Origin of the sequence: Duganella fentianensis, from assembly GCF_964031615.1 — a bacterium.
GTDB classification, from domain to species: Bacteria; Pseudomonadota; Gammaproteobacteria; order Burkholderiales; family Burkholderiaceae_D; genus Rugamonas; species Rugamonas fentianensis_A.
This window is the reverse complement of sequence record NZ_CAXIQN010000023.1, coordinates 97,339-119,097: the sequence shown is the minus strand read 5'-3', so window position 1 is coordinate 119,097 and position 21,759 is coordinate 97,339. Positions and strand designations below refer to the sequence as shown.

At 60.3% G+C, this 21,759-nt stretch carries 23 protein-coding genes; 13 read left to right on the top strand and 10 right to left on the bottom strand.

Annotation, left to right across the window (positions count from 1 at the left end):
- Positions 1 to 186 precede the first annotated feature (186 nt).
- Positions 187 to 1,131, bottom strand: a complete 945-nt coding sequence (locus ABNT42_RS21065; RefSeq protein WP_348700371.1) for a LysR substrate-binding domain-containing protein — start codon at positions 1,129 to 1,131, stop codon at positions 187 to 189.
- A 126-nt stretch (positions 1,132 to 1,257) separates the two neighbouring features.
- On the opposite strand from ABNT42_RS21065, the gene ABNT42_RS21060 reads away from it, so the two are divergent.
- The gene (locus tag ABNT42_RS21060) at positions 1,258 to 2,478 is read left to right on the top strand and encodes an HD-GYP domain-containing protein (RefSeq protein ID WP_348700369.1); all 1,221 of its coding nucleotides are present in this window, start codon (positions 1,258 to 1,260) and stop codon (positions 2,476 to 2,478) included.
- A 47-nt stretch (positions 2,479 to 2,525) separates the two neighbouring features.
- On the opposite strand, the gene ABNT42_RS21055 is transcribed toward ABNT42_RS21060, so the two are convergent.
- Positions 2,526 to 3,569: a GGDEF domain-containing protein gene (locus ABNT42_RS21055; protein ID WP_348700367.1), complete on the bottom strand. Its 1,044-nt coding sequence runs from the start codon at positions 3,567 to 3,569 to the stop codon at positions 2,526 to 2,528.
- A 463-nt stretch (positions 3,570 to 4,032) separates the two neighbouring features.
- Between ABNT42_RS21055 and ABNT42_RS21050 the strand changes: the two genes are divergently transcribed.
- The 10 genes from ABNT42_RS21050 to ABNT42_RS21005 all read left to right on the top strand — a co-directional run bounded on the left by ABNT42_RS21050 (position 4,033) and on the right by ABNT42_RS21005 (position 13,372).
- Positions 4,033 to 4,209, top strand: coding sequence for a Flp family type IVb pilin (locus ABNT42_RS21050; RefSeq protein ID WP_348700365.1), 177 nt, complete (start codon positions 4,033 to 4,035; stop codon positions 4,207 to 4,209).
- A 75-nt stretch (positions 4,210 to 4,284) separates the two neighbouring features.
- Positions 4,285 to 4,815: a prepilin peptidase gene (locus ABNT42_RS21045; RefSeq protein ID WP_348700363.1), complete on the top strand. Its 531-nt coding sequence runs from the start codon at positions 4,285 to 4,287 to the stop codon at positions 4,813 to 4,815.
- A gap of 114 nt (positions 4,816 to 4,929) precedes the next feature.
- Positions 4,930 to 6,297, top strand: coding sequence for an ATP-binding protein (locus tag ABNT42_RS21040; RefSeq protein ID WP_348700361.1), 1,368 nt, complete (start codon positions 4,930 to 4,932; stop codon positions 6,295 to 6,297).
- Positions 6,294 to 7,127, top strand: coding sequence for a Flp pilus assembly protein CpaB (gene cpaB, locus ABNT42_RS21035; protein ID WP_348700359.1), 834 nt, complete (start codon positions 6,294 to 6,296; stop codon positions 7,125 to 7,127). Before ABNT42_RS21040 ends, cpaB begins: the two co-directional genes overlap by 4 nt.
- 7 nt (positions 7,128 to 7,134) lie before the next feature.
- Positions 7,135 to 8,607 (top strand): type II and III secretion system protein family protein, encoded by a 1,473-nt coding sequence (locus tag ABNT42_RS21030; protein ID WP_348700357.1) that lies wholly within the window; start codon positions 7,135 to 7,137, stop codon positions 8,605 to 8,607.
- Positions 8,608 to 8,620: 13 nt separating this feature from the next.
- Positions 8,621 to 8,896, top strand: a complete 276-nt coding sequence (locus ABNT42_RS21025) for a hypothetical protein (RefSeq protein ID WP_348700356.1) — start codon at positions 8,621 to 8,623, stop codon at positions 8,894 to 8,896.
- 9 nt (positions 8,897 to 8,905) lie between these two features.
- Complete coding sequence (locus ABNT42_RS21020; protein WP_348700354.1) at positions 8,906 to 10,078, top strand: AAA family ATPase; 1,173 nt, start codon at positions 8,906 to 8,908, stop codon at positions 10,076 to 10,078.
- A 30-nt stretch (positions 10,079 to 10,108) separates the two neighbouring features.
- On the top strand, positions 10,109 to 11,455 hold the full coding sequence (locus ABNT42_RS21015; protein ID WP_348700352.1) for a CpaF family protein: 1,347 nt from the start codon (positions 10,109 to 10,111) through the stop codon (positions 11,453 to 11,455).
- A 4-nt stretch (positions 11,456 to 11,459) separates the two neighbouring features.
- Positions 11,460 to 12,431, top strand: coding sequence for a type II secretion system F family protein (locus tag ABNT42_RS21010; RefSeq protein ID WP_348700349.1), 972 nt, complete (start codon positions 11,460 to 11,462; stop codon positions 12,429 to 12,431).
- An 8-nt stretch (positions 12,432 to 12,439) separates the two neighbouring features.
- Positions 12,440 to 13,372 (top strand): type II secretion system F family protein, encoded by a 933-nt coding sequence (locus ABNT42_RS21005; RefSeq protein ID WP_348700347.1) that lies wholly within the window; start codon positions 12,440 to 12,442, stop codon positions 13,370 to 13,372.
- A gap of 94 nt (positions 13,373 to 13,466) precedes the next feature.
- On the opposite strand, the gene ABNT42_RS21000 is transcribed toward ABNT42_RS21005, so the two are convergent.
- From ABNT42_RS21000 to ABNT42_RS20990, 3 genes are all read right to left on the bottom strand, one after another.
- Positions 13,467 to 14,234 (bottom strand): DUF2807 domain-containing protein, encoded by a 768-nt coding sequence (locus ABNT42_RS21000; RefSeq protein WP_348700345.1) that lies wholly within the window; start codon positions 14,232 to 14,234, stop codon positions 13,467 to 13,469.
- 37 nt (positions 14,235 to 14,271) lie between these two features.
- Positions 14,272 to 14,454 (bottom strand): hypothetical protein, encoded by a 183-nt coding sequence (locus ABNT42_RS20995; protein ID WP_348700343.1) that lies wholly within the window; start codon positions 14,452 to 14,454, stop codon positions 14,272 to 14,274.
- A 150-nt stretch (positions 14,455 to 14,604) separates the two neighbouring features.
- Positions 14,605 to 15,591, bottom strand: coding sequence for a hypothetical protein (locus ABNT42_RS20990; RefSeq protein ID WP_348700341.1), 987 nt, complete (start codon positions 15,589 to 15,591; stop codon positions 14,605 to 14,607).
- Between the two features lie 181 nt (positions 15,592 to 15,772).
- Here ABNT42_RS20990 and ABNT42_RS20985 point away from each other — a divergent pair, with 181 nt between their 5' ends.
- Both ABNT42_RS20985 and ABNT42_RS20980 read left to right on the top strand, forming a co-directional pair.
- The gene (locus tag ABNT42_RS20985; RefSeq protein ID WP_348700339.1) at positions 15,773 to 16,189 is read left to right on the top strand and encodes a helix-turn-helix domain-containing protein; all 417 of its coding nucleotides are present in this window, start codon (positions 15,773 to 15,775) and stop codon (positions 16,187 to 16,189) included.
- A gap of 5 nt (positions 16,190 to 16,194) precedes the next feature.
- On the top strand, positions 16,195 to 18,504 hold the full coding sequence (locus ABNT42_RS20980) for a VIT and VWA domain-containing protein (protein ID WP_348700338.1): 2,310 nt from the start codon (positions 16,195 to 16,197) through the stop codon (positions 18,502 to 18,504).
- A gap of 39 nt (positions 18,505 to 18,543) precedes the next feature.
- Here the strand turns inward: ABNT42_RS20980 and ABNT42_RS20975 are convergent, their stop codons facing one another.
- From ABNT42_RS20975 to rhlP, 5 genes are all read right to left on the bottom strand, one after another.
- Positions 18,544 to 18,837: a HigA family addiction module antitoxin gene (locus ABNT42_RS20975; protein WP_348700336.1), complete on the bottom strand. Its 294-nt coding sequence runs from the start codon at positions 18,835 to 18,837 to the stop codon at positions 18,544 to 18,546.
- 13 nt (positions 18,838 to 18,850) lie between these two features.
- A complete protein-coding gene (locus ABNT42_RS20970; protein WP_348700466.1) occupies positions 18,851 to 19,132 on the bottom strand; it encodes a type II toxin-antitoxin system RelE/ParE family toxin in 282 nt (93 codons plus the stop codon).
- Between the two features lie 133 nt (positions 19,133 to 19,265).
- On the bottom strand, positions 19,266 to 19,889 hold the full coding sequence (locus ABNT42_RS20965) for a hypothetical protein (RefSeq protein WP_348700334.1): 624 nt from the start codon (positions 19,887 to 19,889) through the stop codon (positions 19,266 to 19,268).
- A 163-nt stretch (positions 19,890 to 20,052) separates the two neighbouring features.
- Entirely contained in the window at positions 20,053 to 20,649 is a 597-nt protein-coding gene (gene rrtA / locus ABNT42_RS20960) for a rhombosortase (RefSeq protein WP_348700332.1), read from the bottom strand.
- Positions 20,624 to 21,457 (bottom strand): rhombotarget lipoprotein, encoded by an 834-nt coding sequence (gene rhlP, locus ABNT42_RS20955; RefSeq protein WP_348700330.1) that lies wholly within the window; start codon positions 21,455 to 21,457, stop codon positions 20,624 to 20,626. The genes rrtA and rhlP overlap by 26 nt, the downstream gene beginning before the upstream one ends.
- Positions 21,458 to 21,759 lie beyond the last annotated feature (302 nt).

Sequence of the window (21,759 nt, the reverse complement as noted above, 5' to 3'; positions counted from 1 at the left end):
GTTCTAGGTGGTGCCGGGTAGGCACGCCGGGAACAGGCCATGAGCCGCATGGTTAGCGGCGCTGGGATCAGTTTAGGTCAGAACTGCAGACATGCAGCACGACGCGACTATCCACTTTGACGCGGAGTATGGGCGCTAGTTGACGTATACGGAAATACCGTTCGGCTATGGTGGTATAAGTAAAACTTATGGCAGCATGCGCGCGCCCGGCCACAACTGTTCGGTGCACAGTTGCTGGCTCACTTGCTGCACCAGTTTGCGGATGGCTTCCGCTGCATTGGTGAGGGGGATATTGCGCGAGGCGCACAGCACCACGGTGCGCGAAATGGTCGGCTGTTCGATGCGGCGCGAGCGCATGCTGCCGCGCTGCAGTTCATCGAGCACGGGGGCGGCGGGCAGGATGGTGGCACCCAGATGGGCCAGGATGGCCGACTTGAGGATGGCGATGGAATTGATCTCGATGACGTGCTGCAGGCTCAGGCCCGCCTGATGTGCCACGCTGTCGATACGGGGACGCACTCCCTGCAGAGGGCTGGGCAGGATCAGGGTGTGCTGTACCGCTTCGGCCAACGTTAGTGACTGCTCACTGTCGTTGCTATCCCCATTATCCTGTGCCGTTGTGGCGCAAATAAAGCGCAATTCTTCTTCCACCAGCGCAGTGCCGGCAAAGCCGCCCAGCTGGCCATCATCGAATAGTACGGCCAGATTGATGCGGCCGGCTCTGAGCTGTTCGCTCAGATTGCCGGTAATTTCTTCCGTGAGTTGCAGGGTAATTTCAGGGTACTGGGCGCGTGCCGCCGTCAGCAGGGGCAGGGCGAGGGCGCCGGAAATACTGTGCGGCAGGCCCAGCGTGACGACCCCGCTCGGACGTTCGCTGCACTGGGTGACGGCCGAACGGGCATCGGCCACCTGCTTGAGGATGGCTTGTGCATGCTGATAGAACACCTTGCCCGCATCCGTGCTCAGCACGCCTTGCGCACTGCGGTGCAGCAATTGTACTTCCAGTTCGTCTTCCAGCTGGCGCAACTGCTGGGTCAGCGCGGGTTGCGCAATATGCAAGACCACGGCTGCCTTGGACAAAGAGCCGTGGTCAACAATGGCAACAAAATAACGAAGCTGACGAAGTTCCATAATAATAGTGTCTCCGAGGGTACAAACAGATGATAGCATCCGGAAATTTAGTCCCGACGGGCAACTATTTGATATACTCGAATCGTCCCTCCCGGCAGTCCAAGCCCCACTCTCAGTAGGTTCCGCATGTTAAAGAAAGTCGACTCCTCCCAGCTTAAAGTGGGCATGTACATACATGACCTGAGTTGCGACTGGATGACTCATCCGTTTGTGCGTAACCGTTTCCTGCTGTCGAGCGAAGATGAAATCCGCAAGATTATCAATGCCGGTATCCACGACGTTGTCATCGACAACGAAAAGGGACTGGACGTGCAGGATGCGCCCACGTTGGCCGAAGCACAGGCCGCCACCGAGCGCGAAATTGTCGAAATAGCCGCCAAATCGCCCATCGTCACGCGTGTTTCGCTGGGCGAGGAAATGCAGCGTGCCGTGCAGATCCGTCATCAGGCATCCACGCTGGTACGCACGGTGATGCAGGATGCCCGTCTGGGCAAGGCGGTGGAACTCGATCAGGTATCGCCGGTGGTGGAGAATATCACTGAATCGATTCTGCGCAATCCCGGCGCACTGGTGGGCTTGCTGCGGATTAAGACCAAGGACGATTACACCTTCCTGCATTCCGTCAGCGTGTGTACGCTGCTGGTGGCGTTCTGCCGTTCGCGCAACTTCGAAGCGGAGCGCACCCATCAGGCAGGTCTGGGCGGTTTGCTGCACGACACCGGCAAGGCGCTGGTGCCGGACAAGATCCTCAACAAGCCGGGCCCGCTGACGGACGAAGAATTTGCCATCATCAAACGCCATCCGAAAGACGGTTACGATATTCTGCTGAAGTCGCCGGAAATCGGCCCGATCCCGCTCGATATCACCCTGCACCACCACGAACGCCGCGATGGTAGCGGTTATCCGGAAAAACTCGGTGGCGACGGCATCAGCGAACTGGCGCAGATGGCGGCTATCGTCGACGTCTACGATGCCATTACGGCCGACCGCTGCTATCACAAGGGCATGTCGGCCGCGGCGGCGCTGCGCAAGATCTACGAGTGGAGTAAATTCCACTTCAATCCCCAGTATGCGCAGGAATTCATGCGCTGCGTGGGCATCTACCCCGTCGGTACCATGGTCATGCTGGAATCGGGCCGTCTGGGGGTGGTGGTGGAGCCGCATGAAACCAATCTGCTGGCGCCCAAGGTCAACGTTTTCTTCAATACCAAGCAGAATCTGTACATCAAACCGGAAACCGTGGATCTGTCGCGCGGACTAGGCTTTGGCGGCGGCGACAAGATCGTCGGCCACGAATCGCCCAGCAAGTGGAATGTCGATCCGATGCGCTTCCTGAGCCTGACCTAAAACGCCAGCGCCCCATGTAAAAACAGCCTCTTGCGAGGCTGTTTTTTTTAGAAGAATTCCGCCGTATCGTTGGAGGTGACGGTCTGCAGCAGGCCGTCCTGCACCAGTTCGTCGTAATGGCAGGCCATGTTGCGGCCATGGCTTTTGGCGTAATACAGCGCCTGATCGGCGTGGCCGAGGATCATCACGGGCGCGTCGAGCGCGCTGATGCTGACAAAGCCGACACTGACGGTAACTTTGCCGACCTGCGGGAAATCGTGCGCCGCTACACTCATGCGGAAACGCTCGATGATTTTCTTGGCATTTTCCAGTGTAGTGGAGCGCAGCAGCACGACGAATTCTTCGCCGCCGAAACGGAACACACGATCCTGACTGCGGAACGAGGAAGTCAGCAGGTTGGCGATCAGAATCAGTACTTCGTCACCATACAGGTGGCCGAAGCGGTCGTTGACCAGCTTGAAGTGATCGACATCGACCACGGCCAGCCACTGTTTTTCCTGATCGCGCGGGCTGCGCCGTTCCGGCTCGCCGGGCAGGGTGACGGAATGGCTTTCCGTGCTGGCCGCGAGCATCTTGGCCAGTTGGTCGTCGAACGTCTTGCGGTTGAGCAGACCCGTGAGCGAATCGCGTTCGCTGTAATCGAGCAGATTCTGGAAATTGCGGTAGACGCTGACGATGCCACCAATAACGTGGATGGTATCGGGGGTGTAGGGCGTCGGGTTGATGATTTCCAGACAGGTATCGCACTTGTCGCCCATCCAGATCGGCAGCCAAAGAGTATGGCCGCCAAGTTCGTTGACGACGTCGGCACTCGACTCGTGGTGGCTGATGCAGTGGGCCAGCGCGGTGATATTCACCAGCGGCTCGCCGGCATGGTGCGGATCCAGATTCTCCAGCATGTGCGCAACTTCGCCAGCGCGGATGCGGGCACGGGGACGCACAAAGGTTTTGCCACGGATGGTGACTAGCGACAGCACGCGGGTCTGGCTAGCGTTAGCCAGTTCCTGCACCGCCGAGATCACCGATATATCCAGCATCGTGTGATCGCGGTGGCCAGTCATGTCCACCATGTGTTTCAGTAGGGAATTCATTGTCCTCTTTGGAGAGTAGTCACACCACATTGTGTTGAACCAGGCCAGCTTCGCGCCTATCAAGTCTATATCTTTGATAGTCAGGCGCACAGTGAAGCAGCAACGGGGAGCCTTTCCAAAGAACAGCTAGGCAGGATAATAGCTTTTTGTAATCAAAGCAATTCATGTGTGTGAAATAAAACATCTCTTACAAACGAATGCAACTTTTTTCCGACAACTCATCTGCATAGCAGCATACCCACACAGATAAGGGTGCAGTTTGACATAAGCCAGCACTGTTCGGGGGTACTCGTGAATAAATTTCATCAATCGCGGCAAATGATTCCATGCGGAAAACTTGCGTCACGTCAACTTGCTTTGCGGCAGCTTTTGTATAGTGAATCCAATGCTGCAGCAAACGGAAAAAACGGCAACGCCGCCCGCTGCAACAGGGGTTTTCTCACACACTCAAAGGGAGCACATCATGCACGCACTGATTACTGCAGTAAAAGCTTTTGCCCACGATGATGACGGCATTACCGCCATCGAATATGGTCTGATCGCCGCCGTGATGGTGGGCGCGGTGGTGTCCATCTTCGGCCTGCTGACGCCGGCACTGAACGCAGCCTTTACCGAGATCGCCAGCCATATCCACACCTGAAACTGGCCGCCACTTCAGATGTCTGTGCGCTCTCCGGCCGCACTTGTGCCGGAGAGCCATACGGGAGAATTGATCATGCTCACTGCCATAGAAATGATACTGGTCTGTCTGGTGGCGCAGGCCGCGCTGACAGACTTGACGCTGCGCAAAATTCCGAATGTTCTGATACTGAGCGGCCTGCTGCTGGCGCTGCTCCTGCATAGTCTGGCCGGAACCCATGGCGCAGTGACCCAGCAATGGCTGGCCGGTGCTGTCACCGGCCTTTTTGTTTTTCTGCCCCTGTATCTGCTGCGCGCCATGGCGGCCGGCGATGTAAAGCTGCTGGCCATGGTGGGGGCGTTTCTGGGGCCGCTGGCGGTGCTCAAAGTAGCTGCATTGGCTACCTTGTTCGGCGGTCTGCTGGCGCTGCTGATGCTGCTGCGTTCGGGCCGCGCACGGCAGGCGTGGAATAACATCCTTGTCCTGTGCGCGCCCCTGTGGTGGCGCTGTCTGGGCCTGCCCATGCAGTCCGTGCCGCTGCCTGCCATCAGCAGCGTGGGTGGCATACCGTATGGCGTGGCGATTGCACTGGCCACGGCCAGTAGCGTGTTGCTGGTGCCGCGCTAGCACTGTTGCAGATCTGGTCAGGATAGCCCGGCTTTGCTTCGCGTCAATGTCCGTAAAGCAGGGCTCGCTAGACTTGGTTTCCTGATAGTTTCCTGATCACAAGGGGAGTGCACCATGACTGCGCTTGCTACCACTGAAAGCGCGCCTGCCACGGCGCAGGCGCAAGCTGAATTATGGCCGCCGGTGCCGCGCAGCGTGCGTGAAACGGGCTTGCCGGCCTCCCTGATTGCCGAGCTGATCGCTAAGCTGATTCTGCTGTCTGGCAAAACGCCGCTATCGGTACTGACTAATCGTCTGCATCTGTCGCTGAATGTGCTGCGCGAAGTGCTGGATCTGCTGGTGGCCGAACATGTGCTGGAAGTGGCATGGCGTGGCGATTCTGATCTTGATGTGCAGTATCAGCTCACGGCCGCGGGGCGGCAGCGTGCCACGGCGTGGCTGGAACGTTGCGCCTACACGGGGCCCGCACCCGTACCGCTGCTGGCGTACGCGGCACTGGTAGAACGGCAGGCTGGTCAGATGCTGTCGCTCAGTGCGGAAGATCTGGCCCATGAACTGGGAGACATACTGCTGGCCACAGCCCAGCAGCGCATGCTGGGTGCCGCTCTGTATGCGGGGCGTACGGTGCTGCTGCATGGGCCTTCCGGCAGCGGTAAATCCACGCTGGCGCGCCGGCTCGGCAGCCTGCTGCAAGGTATCGTGGCCGTACCACATGCGCTGCTGATCGGCAGCGACATCGTGCAGGTGTATGACGCGCTGCTGCATCGCGCACCGCAGCCGTATCAGTTACGCCAGCTAGGCGAGCGGCGCAATTGCGATGCGCGCTGGGTGCTGTGCCAGCGCCCCGTGGTGGCGCTGGATGCAGAGCTGACGAGCGCACAGCTGGAGCTGCAGGCCGATGTGCAGGTGGGCTGCTACCGCGCACCGCCGCAGATACAGGCTAACAATGGTCTGCTGATCGTTGACGATCTGGGGCGCCAGCGCATGCCAGCCACCGATCTGCTGAACCGTCTGACGCTGGCGCAGGAACTGGGGCGCAGCAGTGTGACAGTGGGTGCCGCCAGCGCGATTAGCGTGGCCTGTCGCTTGCAACTGGTGTTCGTCACCAGCATGCAGCCGGCCAGCCTGCTCGACGCGGCAGCGCTGCGCCGCATCAGCTACAAGATCGGCATCGATGCGCTTGATGCAGCTAGCTATCGTACGCTGTTCCGTCACCGCTGCGTGAATAGTGGCGTGGTGTTCGATGATGCGGCGCTGCGCTATCTGATCGAGCAGCTGCATGGTGGCAGCGGCTTACCGCTACTAGCCTGCTACCCCGCCGAGATTGTTGGCCGTATTCGTGACTTCGCCGGTTTTTTAGGCGAGCCGGCGCGGGTCACGGTGGCCACGCTCGATCAGGCATGGACTAGCATGTTCGCCGATCATCCGGCGCTGCCCGCACATGCTTTGCCGCTGCAACCGGCAGCGTCGCGTGTGTCATGAACCAGCGGCGCGCCCTGATCATGCTGGCACTGGCGCTGCTACTCGGGCTGGCTGCGGTGGCGCTGGCCGCACGCTGGCTGCTGCATCCGGCACCATCCACGGGCAGACGCATCATCGTGGCGGCCAGCGATATCAGTCTAGGCCAGCGCCTCACACCGGAACTGTTGAAGGCACTGGACTGGCCGGCCGAGAGCATGCCGCGCGGTGCCGTGCAGGATAGTGCGCGGCTGGTCGGGCGCGTGCTGCGCAGCAGCGTGCTGCGTGATGAGCCGCTGAGCGAGGCCAAGCTGGCGCCGGCAGGTACGCTGGGCGGTCTGTCGGCGCTGATCGCGGAAGGCAAGCGCGCCATCACGGTCAGGGTGAACGATGTCGTGGGCGTGGCCGGCTTTGCCCTGCCCGGAAATTTCGTCGACATACTGGTGAACATGCAAGCCTCTGCCAGCGGCAGCGAACAGGCCATCTCGCGCATCGTGCTGGAACGCATATTGGTGCTGGCGGTGGCGCAGGAAGTAGGGCGTGACGAGACGCGCCCCAAGGTGGTCAATGCGGTGACGCTGGAGGTGACGCCAGCACAGGCCGAGAGTATCGATCTGGCGCGCAGTGTGGGCACGCTGTCGCTAGTGCTGCGCAACCAGATTGACCCGCAGCCCGGCGTGACCACGGGAGCGACCCGTAATACCCTGCTGCATATCGAAGCGCCGCCCGTCGCGGTGGCGCGTGAAGCGCCGGTCCGGTCGTCCGCTCCAGCGCCCAGTGCGGTAATGGCAACGCGCCAGCGTCACTGTATCAATGTGATCGCGGGTACCCAGCGGATTGAGGAATGTCTGTGAGGCTGCCATGAAAAAGCGGGCAAATACTGCGATGCGGTTGCTGCTGCAAATACTGGCACTAGCCATGCTGCCCGCGCAGGCGACGCCAGCATCTGCCCATGCAGCGAGCAAGACGGAGGCGCGACTGCGCTGTGATGGGCAGGTGGCGGCGCCAGTGAGTCTGAATCTGGCACTGGGCAAGGCCAAGCTGATGCAGATGCCGGAAGCCGTACAGGCGCGCAGCGTTGGTAATCCGGCCGTGCTGCACGCCACGCTGGTAGCGCCCGATGCGCTGTATGTGCTGGGCAGGGAGATCGGCAGCAGCAATATGATGGTGCAGGGACGTAGCGGCCTGTGCACCCTGATCGAAGTCGTGGTAGGGCTAGATGCAGGCGCGGTGCAGAGTGCACTGGCTACGCTGCTGCCGGACGAGAAGGATGTGCGTGTGAGTGCTGCTGGCGATACGCTGGTGATCAGCGGTACCGTGGATGATGCGCCTGCCGTGCAAAGGGTCATGGAGGTGGCAGCGGCCTTCACGCGGCGCCCGCCGCCAGTGCCGGATGGTGGCAAGGCAGACGTAGGTGGAGCGGGTGTCGCCTCCGGCGCTGCAGGGCGCAATACGGCCGTCCCTTCTGGCGGCGCTGCCATCATCAATCTCCTGGCGGTGCGCGCGCCACAGCAAGTGATGCTGGAGGTGAAGATCGCCGAAGTCTCCAAGTCGCTGCTCGACAAACTGGAAGCTGGCAGTGCGCTGCCGTTCGGTGGCGGTAGCTGGAGCTCTACACTGTCGGCGAACTTTGTCAGCGGAACGTTACGCGGACTGCTGCGCATCGGTAGTGCCGCTGGCCGGCATGTAGCACTGACGGGCGAGAAGCAGGATGGTCTGGTACGCATATTGGCCGAGCCTACCGTGATGGCGCTGAGCGGGCAGGAAGGCAGCTTCCTTGCGGGGGGCAAGATCTTCATCCCCGTCGCGCAGGACAACAACAAGATAACGCTGGAAGAGAAGGAGTTCGGCGTGGGGCTGCGCTTCACGCCTACCGTGCTCGCTGGTGGCCGCATCAATCTGCGCGTGGCACCGGAAGTCTCGGAGCTATCGCGCGAGGGCATAGGCATTTCTGCCAGTGGTATTAACGGTGGTGCTTTGCTGCCGCTCATTACCACGCGCCGCGCCGCCACCACAGTGGAACTATACGACGGACAGAGTTTCGCCATCGGCGGCCTGATACGCGATAGCCAGAGTAGCGGCTTGCGTGCCCTGCCGGTGCTGGGCGAGGTTCCCGTACTTGGCGCGCTGTTCCGCAGCACAGACTTCCAGCAGGATCGCACGGAATTGCTGTTTGTCGTCACGCCGCATCTGGTCAAGCCGCTGCCTGCCGGCTATCCCTTGCCGACGGATGGTTTGCAGCCACCGGATAGGGCGCGTCTCGAACTTCAGGGCAAGCTGGAAGCTGCGCCAACACCTGCACCGGCGCTTGTTCCTGTTGTGCCACCGCGTTGAAAGGGTATTCGTCATGGCCACCTATCGCTTTCCTCTATTGGTTTGCTTGCTGGCGGTCTGCTCTGGCTGCGCCAGCCTGTCGCCATCTAGCACGCCGGAATGGGATCACCAGTTCGGCATGCGCGCACGGGCGGCGCTGGCGCTGCAGGTGGCGCATCCGCAAGCACCCGTCAGCGATACGGCAGCCGGTATGGATGGGCGCAAGGCGGGGGCGGCGTACCAGCGCTACCAGAAATCGGCGAGCGAGCCTGCTCAATCCGGCACTAGTCTGGTCGGCAACAACCACTGAGGAATGACGATGAAAGCATTGATGGTTAGCCCGGACAGTCTGCTGCATGCGGAAGTGGCAGCGCAGGGCGCCGCGCGCATGCCCGGCTTGCAGCTGGTGGCAACCCGCACAGGGCTGCGCGAAGCGCTGGAACGGCCGCTGGACGAACTGCCGGAACTGGCCATTGTCGATGCCAGCGAAGTGAGTAGCTCCGAAGCGGAACTGGTAGAGCGCCTATGCCAGCTCTATCCTGCCACCACTGTGCTGCTGCTGACGCGCGAGCCGCCGCCGGAATTGCTGATCCGCGCCATGCGCGCGGGAATCCGCGAAGTGCTGCAGCTGCCGCTGGTGCATACGGCGCTGCATGAAGCGCTGGGGCGCATCGAACTGGCGGCGGGCCGCAGCGCGCTGCGCAGCGGCCGCGTGCTGGCATTCATTTCCTGTAAGGGCGGTAGCGGCGCCACCTTCTTATCCACCAATTTTGCCTATGCACTGGCGGCGCTGGCCGATAAAAAAGTCCTGCTGATCGATCTGCATGGCCAGTTCGGTGATGCCACGCTGTATGTCTCGGACCAGAAACCGGCCATGACCCTATCTGATATCTGCGCTCAGATCAGCCGCATGGATGGTGCGTTTCTGGAATCCTGTCTGGTGCATGTGGCATCCAACTTCGGCGTACTGGCTGCCGCCGACGATCCCCAGCATACGGTGGATATGAAACCGGAACATATGGACAGCATATTGCGCGTGGCGCGCCAGCATTATGACTACATCGTGCTCGATGTAGGGCGCCAGATCGATGCCATATCACTGCGCGCGCTCGATCAGGCCGATGCCATCCATCCCGTGCTGCAGTTGGCGCTGCCCGATATCCGCGATGGCCGCCGCCTGCTCGATATCTTTCGCTCGCTCGGCTACGCATCCGAGCGCATACGCCTGATCGTCAACCGCTATGAAAAAGGCGGCAAGCTGCGGCTGGCCGATCTGGAGCAGGCACTGGGCGCCGATGTGATGCACACCGTGCCGAATGATTATCTGTCGGCGACGGATTCGGTCAATCAGGGCATACCCGTGCTGCAGCTTTCGCGCAGCAGTGCGGTGGCGCGCAGTCTGGGTGAACTGGTGGAGCTGGTGACGGCACGCCGTGCGCCGGAAAGCAAAGGACTGTTCGACCGTCTGTTTGGCCGTCACGAGACGGAATAAGCCTAGCATCATTACTGACAGGGAGGAAGTATGAGCTTGCGCGAACGTCTGAGTGTGACGGAGGAGGTGCGCCAGCCGGCTGCCGATGCGCCGGCGCTGGCTGCGGCGGCCTATCAGGAACTGAAGAAGAGTATGCATCAGACCATACTCGACCGCATCGATCTGGAACGCCTGAAGCGCCTCACCCCCGAGCAGTTCAAGCACGAGCTGGCGCTGCTGGTCCAGCGCATCATCGAGGACGAGCACATCGTGCTGAACCAGCACGAGCGGCATAGTCTGGTACTGGATATCCAGCACGAGATGCTGGGCTTCGGCCCGCTCGAACCGCTGCTGGCCGATCCCGGCGTGTCCGATATATTGGTCAACACCTGCAGCAAGGTGTATGTGGAGCGCGCCGGCCGGCTGGAGCTGACCGAGGTGAGCTTCAATGATAACGCCCACCTGATGAAGATCATCGAGAAGATCGTCTCGCGCGTTGGGCGGCGGGTGGATGAATCGAGCCCCATGGTGGATGCCCGCCTGCCCGATGGTTCGCGCGTGAATGCCATCATCCCGCCGCTGGCGATAGACGGGCCGATACTGTCGATCCGGCGCTTCGCGGTGCAGCCGCTGACGGTGCAGAATCTGCTTGATTACCGCAGCCTGACGCCGCCCATGATGGAAGTGTTGCAGGCTCTGGGACAGGCCAAAGTGAATATCCTGATTTCGGGCGGCACCGGCAGCGGCAAGACCACCATGCTGAATGTGCTGTCCGGTTTCATTCCGGCCGCCGAGCGCATCGTCACCATCGAAGATGCGGCGGAACTGCAGATGCGCCAGCCGCACGTGGTGCGGCTGGAAACCCGCCCACCTAACATCGAAGGCAAGGGCGAAGTCAATCAGCGCTCGCTGGTGCGCAATGCCCTGCGAATGCGGCCCGATCGCATCATTCTGGGCGAGGTAAGGGGGCCGGAAGCACTGGATATGCTGCAGGCCATGAATACGGGGCACGAAGGTTCGCTCGCTACTATTCACTCCAACACCCCGCGCGATGCGCTGGCACGACTGGAGAACATGGTGGGCATGACGGGCCTGAACCTGACTCCGCGCGCGATACGCCAGCAGATCTGCTCGGCCGTGACGGTGGTGATGCAGGTGTCGCGCCTGACCGATGGCACGCGCAAGCTGGTCAGCCTGCAGGAGCTGACGGGCATGGAAGGCGAGGTGATCGCCATGCACGAAATCTTCCGCTACGAGCAGCGTGGCGTTGCGCCTGACGGCACGGTGCAGGGTCACTTTTTCGCCACGGGCGTGCGGCCGCGCTTTGCCGAGCGCTTGCGTATGTTCGGCGCTGCCGTCGCCGATAGCGTGTTCGATCCAGACCGTATCTTCGAGTAGTGCCATGAGTGCACTGCTGGCCGCCTGTCTGATTCTGCTGTTTGCCGCCGCGATTCTGCTGCTGGAAGGGCTGTGGCTCTGGTGGTCGGGCGCGCACGGCAGCGCCGCCCGCCGCATCAGCAAACGCCTGCGCCTGATGGCTGCACAGAGCGAGCGCCATGGCGAGCGCATCGACATACTCAAGCAGCGTAGCTATAGCCGCCACGTGCTGCTGGATCGCCAGCTACGCCGCTTCCGTGTGCTGGCCCTGCTGGACCGCCTGTTGCTGCAGTCCGGCGTGTCGTGGTCGGTGCTGCAAATACTGGGCAGCATGCTGGCGCTGCTGATAGTGGCCATAGTGATTCCGCTGCAGCTGCCTGCGCTGCTGCGGCTAGGCGTGCTGCTGGCACTACCTTGTCTGCCATTGCTGCTGATCTGGCGCCGCCGACAGGCCCGCCTCGTCAAGCTGGAAGAACAGTTGCCGGAAGCAGCCGACTTCTTCGCCCGCGCTCTGTGCGCCGGCCATTCGTTTGCCAACGTGATGCAGATGGTGGGGGAGGAAATGCCAGAACCCATCGCCGGCGAATTCAAGTTCGCCTACGAAGAAATCAATTACGGTGTGCCCATGAACGAAGCCCTGCACAATCTGGCGCTGCGCGTGCCGCTGACGGATCTGCGCTATCTGGTGATCGCCGTGCTGATACAGCGCGAATCGGGCGGCAATCTGGCCGAAGTGCTGGGCAATATCAGCCGCCTGATCCGCGCCCGTCTGCGTCTGCTGGCACAGGTGCGGGTGATGTCGGCCGAAGGACGCATGTCGGCATGGATACTGGGGCTGCTGCCGCTAGGCGTGCTGCTACTGATGGTGCTGACCAATCCCGTCTACGTGAAGGTATTGTGGACCGATCCGGTCGGCATACGTCTGATGTGGTATGCGCTGGGCATGGCGGTGGTGGGCGTGCTGTGGATGCGCAAGCTGATCCGCATCCGGATCTAGGAGGCGATATGCAGGCGGGCCAGCTGGTATTTTTACTGATCGTGTTTCTGGTGGTGGCGGGGCTAGCCTTGCTGGCCTTGCTGCTGTTTTCGTCGGCGGCACTGCGGGCCCGACTGGGCCTGCTGGCCGCACCGGCCATGCCGGCGCAGAGCGATACGGGCTGGGTAGAGCGGGTAGCACAGGTGGCGCAACCGCTGTCCCGCCTGTCGCTGCCGGAAGATGGCTGGGAACGTTCGCCGCTGCGTACCCGTTTTATGAACGCGGGCTGGCGCGGGGCTTCGGCACCATCGCTGTACTTCGCCACCAAGACCGTGCTGGCACTGGCTTTGCCCGCGCTGCTGGCGCTGGTGGCAGCACTGTACTGGCAGCTGACGTTGACGCGCGGCCTGTTTCCCCTGCTGCTGGCCGGTGCAGGGCTGGGTTACTATCTGCCGAACGTCGTGCTGGCGCGCCGTGCGGCTAATCGCTGCCGCGAGATCTTCGAAAATTTTCCCGATGCGCTGGATCTGCTGACCGTCTGCGTGGAAGCGGGCCTGAGTCTGGAACGGGCACTGGGCAAAGTGGCGGGGGAAATCCATCTGCGCAGTGCGGCACTGGCGCAGGAACTGCAACTGGTGCTGATGGAAATGCGGGCCGGCTTCAGCAAGGAGAAAGCCTTGCGCAATCTGGCGCTGCGCAGCGGGGTTGAGGATGTGGATACGCTGGTGGCCATGCTGATACAGTCCGAGCGTTTCGGCACCAGTATGGGCGAATCGCTGCGCGTGCATTCGGAGAATCTGCGCGCCAAGCGTAGCGTGATAGCCGAGGAAGCTGCCGCCAAGATCGCACTCAAGCTGCTGTTCCCGCTGATCTTCTGCATCTTCCCTACACTGATGCTGGTGCTGATCGGTCCTGCGGGCATACAGGTGTATCACATGCTGCCTGCCATACTGAGTAAATAAAAAAACCGTCCGCTAGGGGGAAACCAGGCGGACGGTGAAAAACACACCCATGTGTTTACTGCTGCGGACTACCGCATTCCTTACTCTCAGCGGCCTATTGCCAGCTGATGCTGCCCATGCCTTTGGTGCTGGCACTGCGCGTGGCCGGGTTGCCGTACACGGTGGCCGAACCCAGACCGGTTAATTTCATCGCGGCGCTATTCTTGGCGTACACAGAGGCGCTGCCCAGTCCCGTCAGATTGACGTCGACTGCATCGGCGCGCAGTTTCTGCGCATCGAGCCCGCCCACGCCGCCCAGATTCACGTGCAGCTGCTTGGTCTGGCCGCTCATTTCGATATGTCCTGCGCCATGCAGATCCAGATCGACGTTATCGCTGCTGCCTGCGTTCACCGTCATGCTGCCGACGCCACCGAGCCGCACGTTGACGTTGCGGTACTGCGAACTGACGTTGACGGCGCCAGCACCTTCTAATGCCAGTCGCAGATTGTCGCCGCTAAAGCCTTTTACTTCGGTGGCACCGACGCCACCAGAAGTGAGCTGGCGCAGATTCGGCAGCGTCAGCTCGGCGCGCAGCTCGCGGTGGTTACCGAAACTGATGCTGCGCTGTTTTACTGTGCCGATGCGCAGCGTGTCACCGCTTTGCTCCACCGTCACTTTTTTCAGCGCGTCAGCCTCTCCGTATAGAGTCAGCGACGCGACTGGTCCTTGTTTGAGTTTCAGGTTGATCACGCCATCGAGATCAACGTTGACGGTCCGTGCATCGACGCTGCGGTTCTCGCTGCTGACGTCGGCCGCTTGCGCCAGCTGTGCGCCGCTGCCGATCAGAGTGGCCAGCATGGCGGCCTGCAGAATTTTTTTCATCGTATGCTCCGTCGTGGTGATGGTTAGACTGGTGCGATTACAGTGCAGCTTTTTCAGCAGCGCTCAGGCGTTTGGCGGTGACGTGTACTACTTGCACGGCAGCGGTGTCAGCTTTGATAGCGACTGCACGTTCAGGCACGGCGGCCGTTGCGTACGAAGTAGCACCTGCGATCACGAGGGCGGCGAGGAAGATGGCTTCCATGTTTTTTGCGATGTTCATTTTCAGCTCCTTGGTGGTTGGTTGAACTACGTTTTGTCTTGCGATGAGTGAACTATAGACAAGCGCCTGACGCGCTTCCATCAGCATGTGACGAACTGCAAAAAACAGGGAGCAGAATGCGGAATAACGGCGCGAAATGGCCGCAGGAGACTAGTGGTGGATGCCGTTGCAGGCATGTGGCGCTGGCTGGCGCGCGGAGGAACTGGTGTTGCCCTGCACGGGCGTGGCGGGCGTGTAGATCTGCAATGCACGTGCTTCTTGCTGATTCAGATGGTGGTTAGGCAGCGTGAATAATTTGCGCTGCTCTGGCCGGATGATAGTGCGCATATTGCGGGTGGAGGCATGTTCGCGCAGATGACGATCGAGCTCACCGTTGCAGTAGAGAATCCTCATGCCGGTGCTGAGCGCCTGTTGCAAATCCTTGCGCTGGGGCGCGACATAGAAGAACAGATCGTTGGGATAGTGCAGCATCAGCTTAGGCTCGAGCAGGATGCCATCTTCCAGACCGATCTGGCGGAATTCGCTGCCCACTTCGTAGATGGCGCGCGTGAGCAGATCGAAGCGCTTTTGCGCCAGCAATTCGAAGAGTAGGGCGGTATCGTCCCTCACCACCTGCAACGCGGCGTCGGCCATGATGTCGCTGTCGGGCCAGTCATTGCCGCTGCCGATGGTGAGCTGGCCTAGTTGCTGAAGGTTGCGTACTTTGGCCATCTTGGCCAGCCCTTGCTGACTGGCCATGAAGACGCGGTAACCGTTGCCGCCAAGATAGAGCGGCATAGGCACCAGCGCTAACTCCCGGCTGGCTCTGCCGCCGGCCGAGGTGGCAATCACATCGCAATAGGGCTGCATGTTCGTGCCGTAGCGCACGCGTGCATCGCTACTTATGCTGGCAGGAAAGTCGCAACTCTTGATGGTGTAAGGCTTACCGGCTGCCTGCAAGGCTTTTTCCAGCAACTCCTTGCGGTAGGTAATGACGGGATTATCCGTTTCACTGGCCCGCTCCATACGTACCAGCATAGGGCTGTCCTCGGCCCGGCTGGGGGCGCAAGGCAGCGCGATCAGGCTGGCAGCGAGATAGCTCAAGCAGCGGCGATACAGCGGCAGGGACGTGCGCGGGGCAGTAGCAGTCGGGCTCAAGCTTTCAATTCCGAAGTAACTATTTCTTTGGGGAAACTCTGATTGTGCATTGAAATTGCGCTGAGTGAAATATCCAAATTGACATATTGCCTTTTCAATCACTACGGTATTTTAATATTGACAGTTATAGTGTCTTAATTTACTGTATAAAAACACGCGACAGATGGCGAGGAAAGCAGCGATGGAAGCGAGCAAAGAATTTACCCTGGATGAGTTGTGCGCACTCACCGACCTGAACAAGCGCACCGTGCGCTATTACGTGCAGCTAGGGCTGGTGGACCGGCCGCAGGGCGAAACCCGCGCGGCGCGCTATGGTGCGCGCCAGCTGGAGCAGCTGCTGCAGATCCGTCGCTGGGTGCAGGAGGGGGTGTCGCTTGAACGTATCCGCGAACTGCTGGCTGGTGCCGAGAACGTGGTGCCGCAACGTCAGCGCGCATCCGGTAGCGTGGAAGTCTGGAGCCATCTGCTGCTGGCCGATGGCGTGGAATTGCAGGTGGAAGCGGGGCGCGCCGGCCTGTCGCCGGAACAGCTGCGGCAATTCTACGCCGCTGTGATGGACGCCTACGCCAGTGTGCGGGCAGTGCAGGATCAACAGTAAAGGGGATGAGCATGGTGGTCGAGCAGAGAAGCGTGGTGGGCATGCAGGTGCGGTCGGGCATGGCGCCGGTGCTGCAGCGGGTGGACGTGCGTGGCACGGTGGCAGGGTTGCTACTGGAACTGAACGTGGAGCAGCACTTCCACAACGCCTCGCAGCAGAACGTGGAAGTGGTGTACACCTTCCCGCTGCCGTATGGCGCCGTGCTGCTGGAAATGGCCTGCACGCTGGGCGAACGGGTGCTGTCCGGCGAAGTGCTGGCGGCGGCGCAGGGCGAACAGCGCTACGAGGATGCGCTGGAGCAGGGCGATACGCCGGTGATGGTGCAGACCGCAGGTGCAGGCCATAGCACGCTAAATATCGGCAATCTGCAGGCCGGTGAAAGCTGCGTGGTGCGCTATCGCTATGCCCAGCTACTGTCATATGTGCAGGACCAGATACGCATCGCCATCCCCACCGTGATTGCGCCACGCTATGGCAATCCCGCTAGTGCCGGCCTGCTGCCACACCAGTATCCGGGGCACGATGTGCTGGCCGACTATCCATGCACGCTGCAACTGCAGTTGCAGGGCGCCTTGCAGTCGGGTGCTGTGAGTTCGCCCAGCCATGCGCTGTCCGTGCGCATGGCCGATGGCAGCCTGCAGCTAAGCCTTGATAAGAGCGCCAGAATGGATCGTGATCTGGTGGTGCTGATCGATGGTCTGCAGGGGCAATCGCTGGCCGTGTGCGGCAAGGATGAGGTGAGCGGCGAGCAGGTGGTGCTGGCCAGCCTGTGCACCGATGCTGCCGGTACGGTGGACGAGCAGCCGCTGGCCATGAAAGTGCTGGTGGACTGCTCCGGTTCCATGGCGGGCGACAGCATGCACAGCACCCAGCGCGCGCTGCTGGACATACTGGCCCAGCTGCAGCCGCACGATAGCCTGAGCCTGAGCCGCTTCGGCAGCACAGTCGAGCATCACAATGCAGGCATACACGCGGTCAGCGAGGGAGTGCTGGCATCGGCGCGCAGCTGGGTCAAAGCGCTGGCGGCCGATCTGGGTGGCACGGAACTGAAACAGGCACTGAGTTCGACCTATCGCATTGTTGGCGAGGCCGATGTGCTGCTATTGACGGATGGCCAGATCGCTGATGTGGAAGCGCTGATCGAGCAGGCCCGCGTGGGCCGGCACCGGATTTTCGTGGTGGCGATCGGCGTCGCACCGGCCGGCAATCTGCTGCAGCGGCTGGCCGAGGAAACTGGCGGCGCCTGCGAATTTGTCAGCCTGCGTGATGACGTGCGCGCCGCCATTGTGCGTACCTTCCACCGCATGCGCCAGCCCCCCGTGCAGCAACTGGCGCTGGACTGGCAGGCAGACAGTAGCTGGCAACTGGCGCCGCGCAAAGTGCTATTCGCGCAGGAGACTACCCATGCACTGGCCAGCTTTGCCGGCCAGTTGCCGGAAGTGGCGCGGCTGGCATGGCAGCGTGCCGGCCAGCCGGGAGAACTGACGCTGGCACTGGGCAGCCAGATGCCGCAGCTGACGGGTGATACGCTGGCACGGGTGGCCGCGTCCATGCGACTGTCCGGCTTCGATACGGAACAGCAGCTGGCAATGGCGCTTGCGTACCGGCTGCTGACAGATGGCACACGGCTGGTACTGGTGCACGAGCGTGCCGAAGGTGAGCAGGCCAGCACGCCAGCGGCCTTGCATCAGGTGCCGCAGATGCTGGCGGCTGGCTGGGGTGGTACGGCCAGAGTGGCGCGGCCTGCGCCGGCGGTATACCGTCGTGGCATCGCTGCAAGTGTGGTGGCATGTCGCGAGAATGGAATGGAGCAGTATGATATACCTGCGTTCCTGCGCAAAGGCCGCAATGGGGTACGTGACATTGCGCAAGAGCGCCAGGTAGAACGTGACGCTGTACAAAAATTCATCGATAAACTGGCGCGCTACTGGAAAGCAGGGCAGGCCGATAGCTTGATTCCGGCCACACTCGCAGAGTGGTCAGAGAGCCTGTCGGAGTCGCTGAATCGCATGCTGATGGACTTGCTGCTCGATGGTGCAGACGAGCGCCAGATCATCGCCGCCTTCCTAAGTGTGTTGGCTGGCATTGCGGCTCAGCAGGGCTATGAACCAGCGCTATGCCACTGGATTGAGCAGCAAGCTGCTGCTTCGACGCGGCAATTGGAAACACAGATTAGCGACCAGCTGACTGAGTTGACGGACTGGTCGGTGACGCGCGGCCTATCGCTACCGTTGCGGCTTGCGCGCCAACTGCGTCATGAGCGACCACCGCGTCGTTTTGTCGAAATCGGCTTCCTGAAAGCTGGCGCCGATTAAGCGTCTCAGCTTGCCAAAGTGATGCTGGTGCCAGCATCACTAGCAAGCTGTTGTAGGCGTATCGATTAAGCGCTGCGCGGCCTGCCAGTTATCGTAGGCACTTTGTTGTGCCAGCCATAAGCGGGCTTCCCCGCCGCGCTCGACGCCTAGCCATGATTCCAGCCGTAAGGCCATTTCCGGCGATATCGCGGCTTTGCCATGAAGTATGCGTGAGAGCGTGACGCGATTGACATCGAGCTGTTGCGCGGCTTCGGTGACGTTGATTCCGAGCGCGGGCAATACCACGTCGCGCAGGGTCAGGCCGGGATGCGGGGGATTAAACATGCGATTCATGATGCGTATGTCGCTAGTGGTAGTCGCGGTAATCAACCAGAATTGCGTCGGCTCCTTCGAACCGAAACGTTACGCGCCAGTTCTCGCTGACGCGCACGGAAAAGTGTCCTTTAAGTTCTTTTCCTTTGAGTGCATGCAAATGCCAACCAGGCAGATTCATCGATTGCTCCGAGCTTGCCTCGTTTAGACGGCTTAATATTGCGGCTAGTCTGTGTGCATGGCTAGGCTGAATTCCCGCCACGTTACCGGTTTCAAAAAACAATTTCAGTCCCTTGTGCTGAAATGTCCTGATCATGATTGTAGTGTGTAGCGCTACGTTTTCAAGGACAGGCATCGCGTGCTGCGACAGCGAGCAAGGTGTCGGCCTCGTATTCGATGGAATGTGCTGGTTCCACCTCATTGTGGGCTGTAATTCGCGCGTGTCATTGCTATTGATCAAAACACCAAGCCCATTGCACGCCGCCTAGGTGTCGCGTAGGTTTGTGTACGAAGCTACGTCCAGGCGGAGGTAGGAATCTGGTGGGGATACGCTGCTTGCCATCGAACAGGGAGAGTTGAATTTCGAAAGTTGCTGTAGCGCTTGCTATGCGTCTGTTTAACGTTGCATCGGTAATGCACAGGTAGGTGCTGACGGCTTTTTTGTCGTTCTTGAAGTGCGCAAAGATTTTTAGATAGGCAGCAACCTCGGTATAGCTGGCTTTGAGCTTCGCGTCGTTTTGTTCTGCTGCTTCACGTCGGAGCAGGAAAATAAGGGGATCTGAAGCTTTTGCTGCCGGAATGTTTTCCGCCCATCTATTTGGCTGGTCGTCGGAATTGTTTTCAGCATCGATGCTAACCGCTTTGCGCATATGCCAATCGGCGCGCTTTACCTTTTCAACATAAAGAGCGCGCATCACCAGATCCTGATCGATGGGATCGGAGAAATCGATGGGGTGGCCGCGCCGCTCGCCGATATTGCGCGCCATGATCCAGGCATCACTTTGCAGGTCCCCTTCGGTGACTTCATTGCGTGTCGCTCTGGCGATACGACGAAAGCCATCTTTCATCTTCATCACAAAAACTTGGAAAAATCTAAGCATTTGAGTATGCCGCTGGGCTAGTGGTTGGAAACTACCGTGTAGCCTATCGCTGGCATTTTTGAATGGGTGAATTTGACGCCATTTGGCGTCCTTCTTCCTGAAAATGGGGGTACCAAGAGTTGTTCGGACCCAATGGTTAGCGTGCTAATAAGAATGTATTTGATCTAAACACAGGTTCCAGCAGGCCGCAGGCGATTCCCAGCGCGTGCGCCTGCCACATGACACGAATGCCATCAGGCAGCGAGCTAGTGGCAGAGGGGATGCCGAGCGCTTCGCCGGCGGTTTTTACGATTAGCACAGCTGCCAGTAGCGCAAGCCATGGGCGCGGCAAGTGGTGGCCGCGCCAGAGCGCGCCTAGCGCCATGGTCGCCGCCATCACATCGAGCGCAGATAGGCCGCGGTAGTGCGTCATGTCCGGCACTACTAGCAGCAACAGCAGTGCGATCAGGGGCGCAGCCCAGCACAGTGCAAGGCACAGGTGGCGCGTGCCGATCAGCGCTTCCAGCACATAGCCGCACAACAGCAGCATGAGGCTATCGATCAGCGCATGCGATATCGAATAGTGCACAAGGTGGCCGCTCCACAGGCGCCACCATTGGCCGGATAGAATGGCCAGTCTATCGTACGCCAGCACTTCGATCAGTGTGGCGGGCGCGTAGATCAGTGCCACGGCCACCAGTGCCAGCACGGTGCTGGCGCCAGGCCACTTAGCTGGCGCGGCGACGCTGGCCATAGAATACAACCGCCAGTACTGCAGCCAGTGCCAGCAGGCTCCAGTCAGCGGCACCGCCGCCGTGGTAGCCCTCTTTATTGGTCACCTTAATCGAACTGTCGGATTTCAGGCGCTCGCGGAAGCTGTCGAGTTCCGTCTGCAGATTGGGAATCAGTTGATCGACCGCCTGGTTGTAGCCTTCAGTCTGGGCGGCGCGCGATTTTTCACTGAAGCCGGCCATGGTGGCGTTGCCGCCGACCCGGCTGGTACCGGGTGCGCGGAATAGCAGCTTGCGGCTCTTGACGTCGAACACGGAGGCATCGAGCATGGTCTGGATATCGTACTGGTTACCGTTGATAACGTAGGCACCGATGATGGTCCAGTAGAGCAGCGACAGGCGGTTGCTATCGTTGAACTGCACCTGATCGTAGGACAGCAGCGTGACCACTTCCACGTTGAACATGCGTGCCACCTGATCTAGATTATCGAAGCCGCCGCGCTCCTGCATGTACGCCGACGGGATAATCTCGATGCTGCCGATATAGGCATGCTTGGAGAACGACGCTTTGACGCGTTCGAGCAGTTTCATTTTCTGCTGCTCGGAAGGGCCACTGCCCCAGCCACCACCGGGCACGAAGGCAATACCTACCCGTACCGGCGGCCGTAGCTGGGTCACGGCAGGTAGCATGGCGGTCGGCTGCTTGGCGTTAGGGTAGAGATAATTGACCACGCTGCCGTTCTGCTGCACCCGATGGCCGGAGCCCCAGAAGGCGCAGCCCGATAATATGCTGAATAGCAGGGTGAGTAGTGCTGCCCTGAATAATTGCATCTCGCTTCTCCCGTATTGATCTGGAGGGCAACCATATCAGATCGTGGGCGCAGAAAATGCGCACATTGTCATCTACCAAGAGTTTATTGCCGGAGTAGCTTGAATTGCTACCGGTGGTAGCGCGGGTTGCTACGTTGGGTGGCAAGGGGCGTTCGTACTAGCGGAAAAAAAAACCTAGCTGGTTAGGGCTGGGCTTTTTTGACATGCTGGTGCGACTGCCGGTTTCGAACTGGTCACCTGATGATTACAAATTCCCACCTGGCTGTGACACTACATCACAGTATTGAACAATATCAATGAGT

Coding starts and splice junctions, on each gene's coding strand:
- ABNT42_RS20995 (WP_348700343.1), bottom strand. CDS start 14,454: ATGAACATCGCAAAAAACATGGAAGCCATCTTCCTCGCCGCCCTCGTG.
- ABNT42_RS21040 (WP_348700361.1), top strand. CDS start 4,930: ATGACTGCGCTTGCTACCACTGAAAGCGCGCCTGCCACGGCGCAGGCG.
- ABNT42_RS21025 (WP_348700356.1), top strand. CDS start 8,621: ATGGCCACCTATCGCTTTCCTCTATTGGTTTGCTTGCTGGCGGTCTGC.
- ABNT42_RS21055 (WP_348700367.1), bottom strand. CDS start 3,569: ATGAATTCCCTACTGAAACACATGGTGGACATGACTGGCCACCGCGAT.
- ABNT42_RS21005 (WP_348700347.1), top strand. CDS start 12,440: ATGCAGGCGGGCCAGCTGGTATTTTTACTGATCGTGTTTCTGGTGGTG.
- cpaB (WP_348700359.1), top strand. CDS start 6,294: ATGAACCAGCGGCGCGCCCTGATCATGCTGGCACTGGCGCTGCTACTC.
- ABNT42_RS21050 (WP_348700365.1), top strand. CDS start 4,033: ATGCACGCACTGATTACTGCAGTAAAAGCTTTTGCCCACGATGATGAC.
- ABNT42_RS20985 (WP_348700339.1), top strand. CDS start 15,773: ATGGAAGCGAGCAAAGAATTTACCCTGGATGAGTTGTGCGCACTCACC.
- ABNT42_RS20975 (WP_348700336.1), bottom strand. CDS start 18,837: ATGAATCGCATGTTTAATCCCCCGCATCCCGGCCTGACCCTGCGCGAC.
- rrtA (WP_348700332.1), bottom strand. CDS start 20,649: ATGGCCAGCGTCGCCGCGCCAGCTAAGTGGCCTGGCGCCAGCACCGTG.
- ABNT42_RS21000 (WP_348700345.1), bottom strand. CDS start 14,234: ATGAAAAAAATTCTGCAGGCCGCCATGCTGGCCACTCTGATCGGCAGC.
- ABNT42_RS20980 (WP_348700338.1), top strand. CDS start 16,195: ATGAGCATGGTGGTCGAGCAGAGAAGCGTGGTGGGCATGCAGGTGCGG.
- ABNT42_RS21010 (WP_348700349.1), top strand. CDS start 11,460: ATGAGTGCACTGCTGGCCGCCTGTCTGATTCTGCTGTTTGCCGCCGCG.
- ABNT42_RS21015 (WP_348700352.1), top strand. CDS start 10,109: ATGAGCTTGCGCGAACGTCTGAGTGTGACGGAGGAGGTGCGCCAGCCG.
- ABNT42_RS21045 (WP_348700363.1), top strand. CDS start 4,285: ATGCTCACTGCCATAGAAATGATACTGGTCTGTCTGGTGGCGCAGGCC.
- ABNT42_RS21020 (WP_348700354.1), top strand. CDS start 8,906: ATGAAAGCATTGATGGTTAGCCCGGACAGTCTGCTGCATGCGGAAGTG.
- ABNT42_RS21065 (WP_348700371.1), bottom strand. CDS start 1,131: ATGGAACTTCGTCAGCTTCGTTATTTTGTTGCCATTGTTGACCACGGC.
- ABNT42_RS21060 (WP_348700369.1), top strand. CDS start 1,258: ATGTTAAAGAAAGTCGACTCCTCCCAGCTTAAAGTGGGCATGTACATA.
- ABNT42_RS21030 (WP_348700357.1), top strand. CDS start 7,135: ATGAAAAAGCGGGCAAATACTGCGATGCGGTTGCTGCTGCAAATACTG.
- ABNT42_RS20970 (WP_348700466.1), bottom strand. CDS start 19,132: ATGATCAGGACATTTCAGCACAAGGGACTGAAATTGTTTTTTGAAACC.
- rhlP (WP_348700330.1), bottom strand. CDS start 21,457: ATGCAATTATTCAGGGCAGCACTACTCACCCTGCTATTCAGCATATTA.
- ABNT42_RS20965 (WP_348700334.1), bottom strand. CDS start 19,889: ATGAAGATGAAAGATGGCTTTCGTCGTATCGCCAGAGCGACACGCAAT.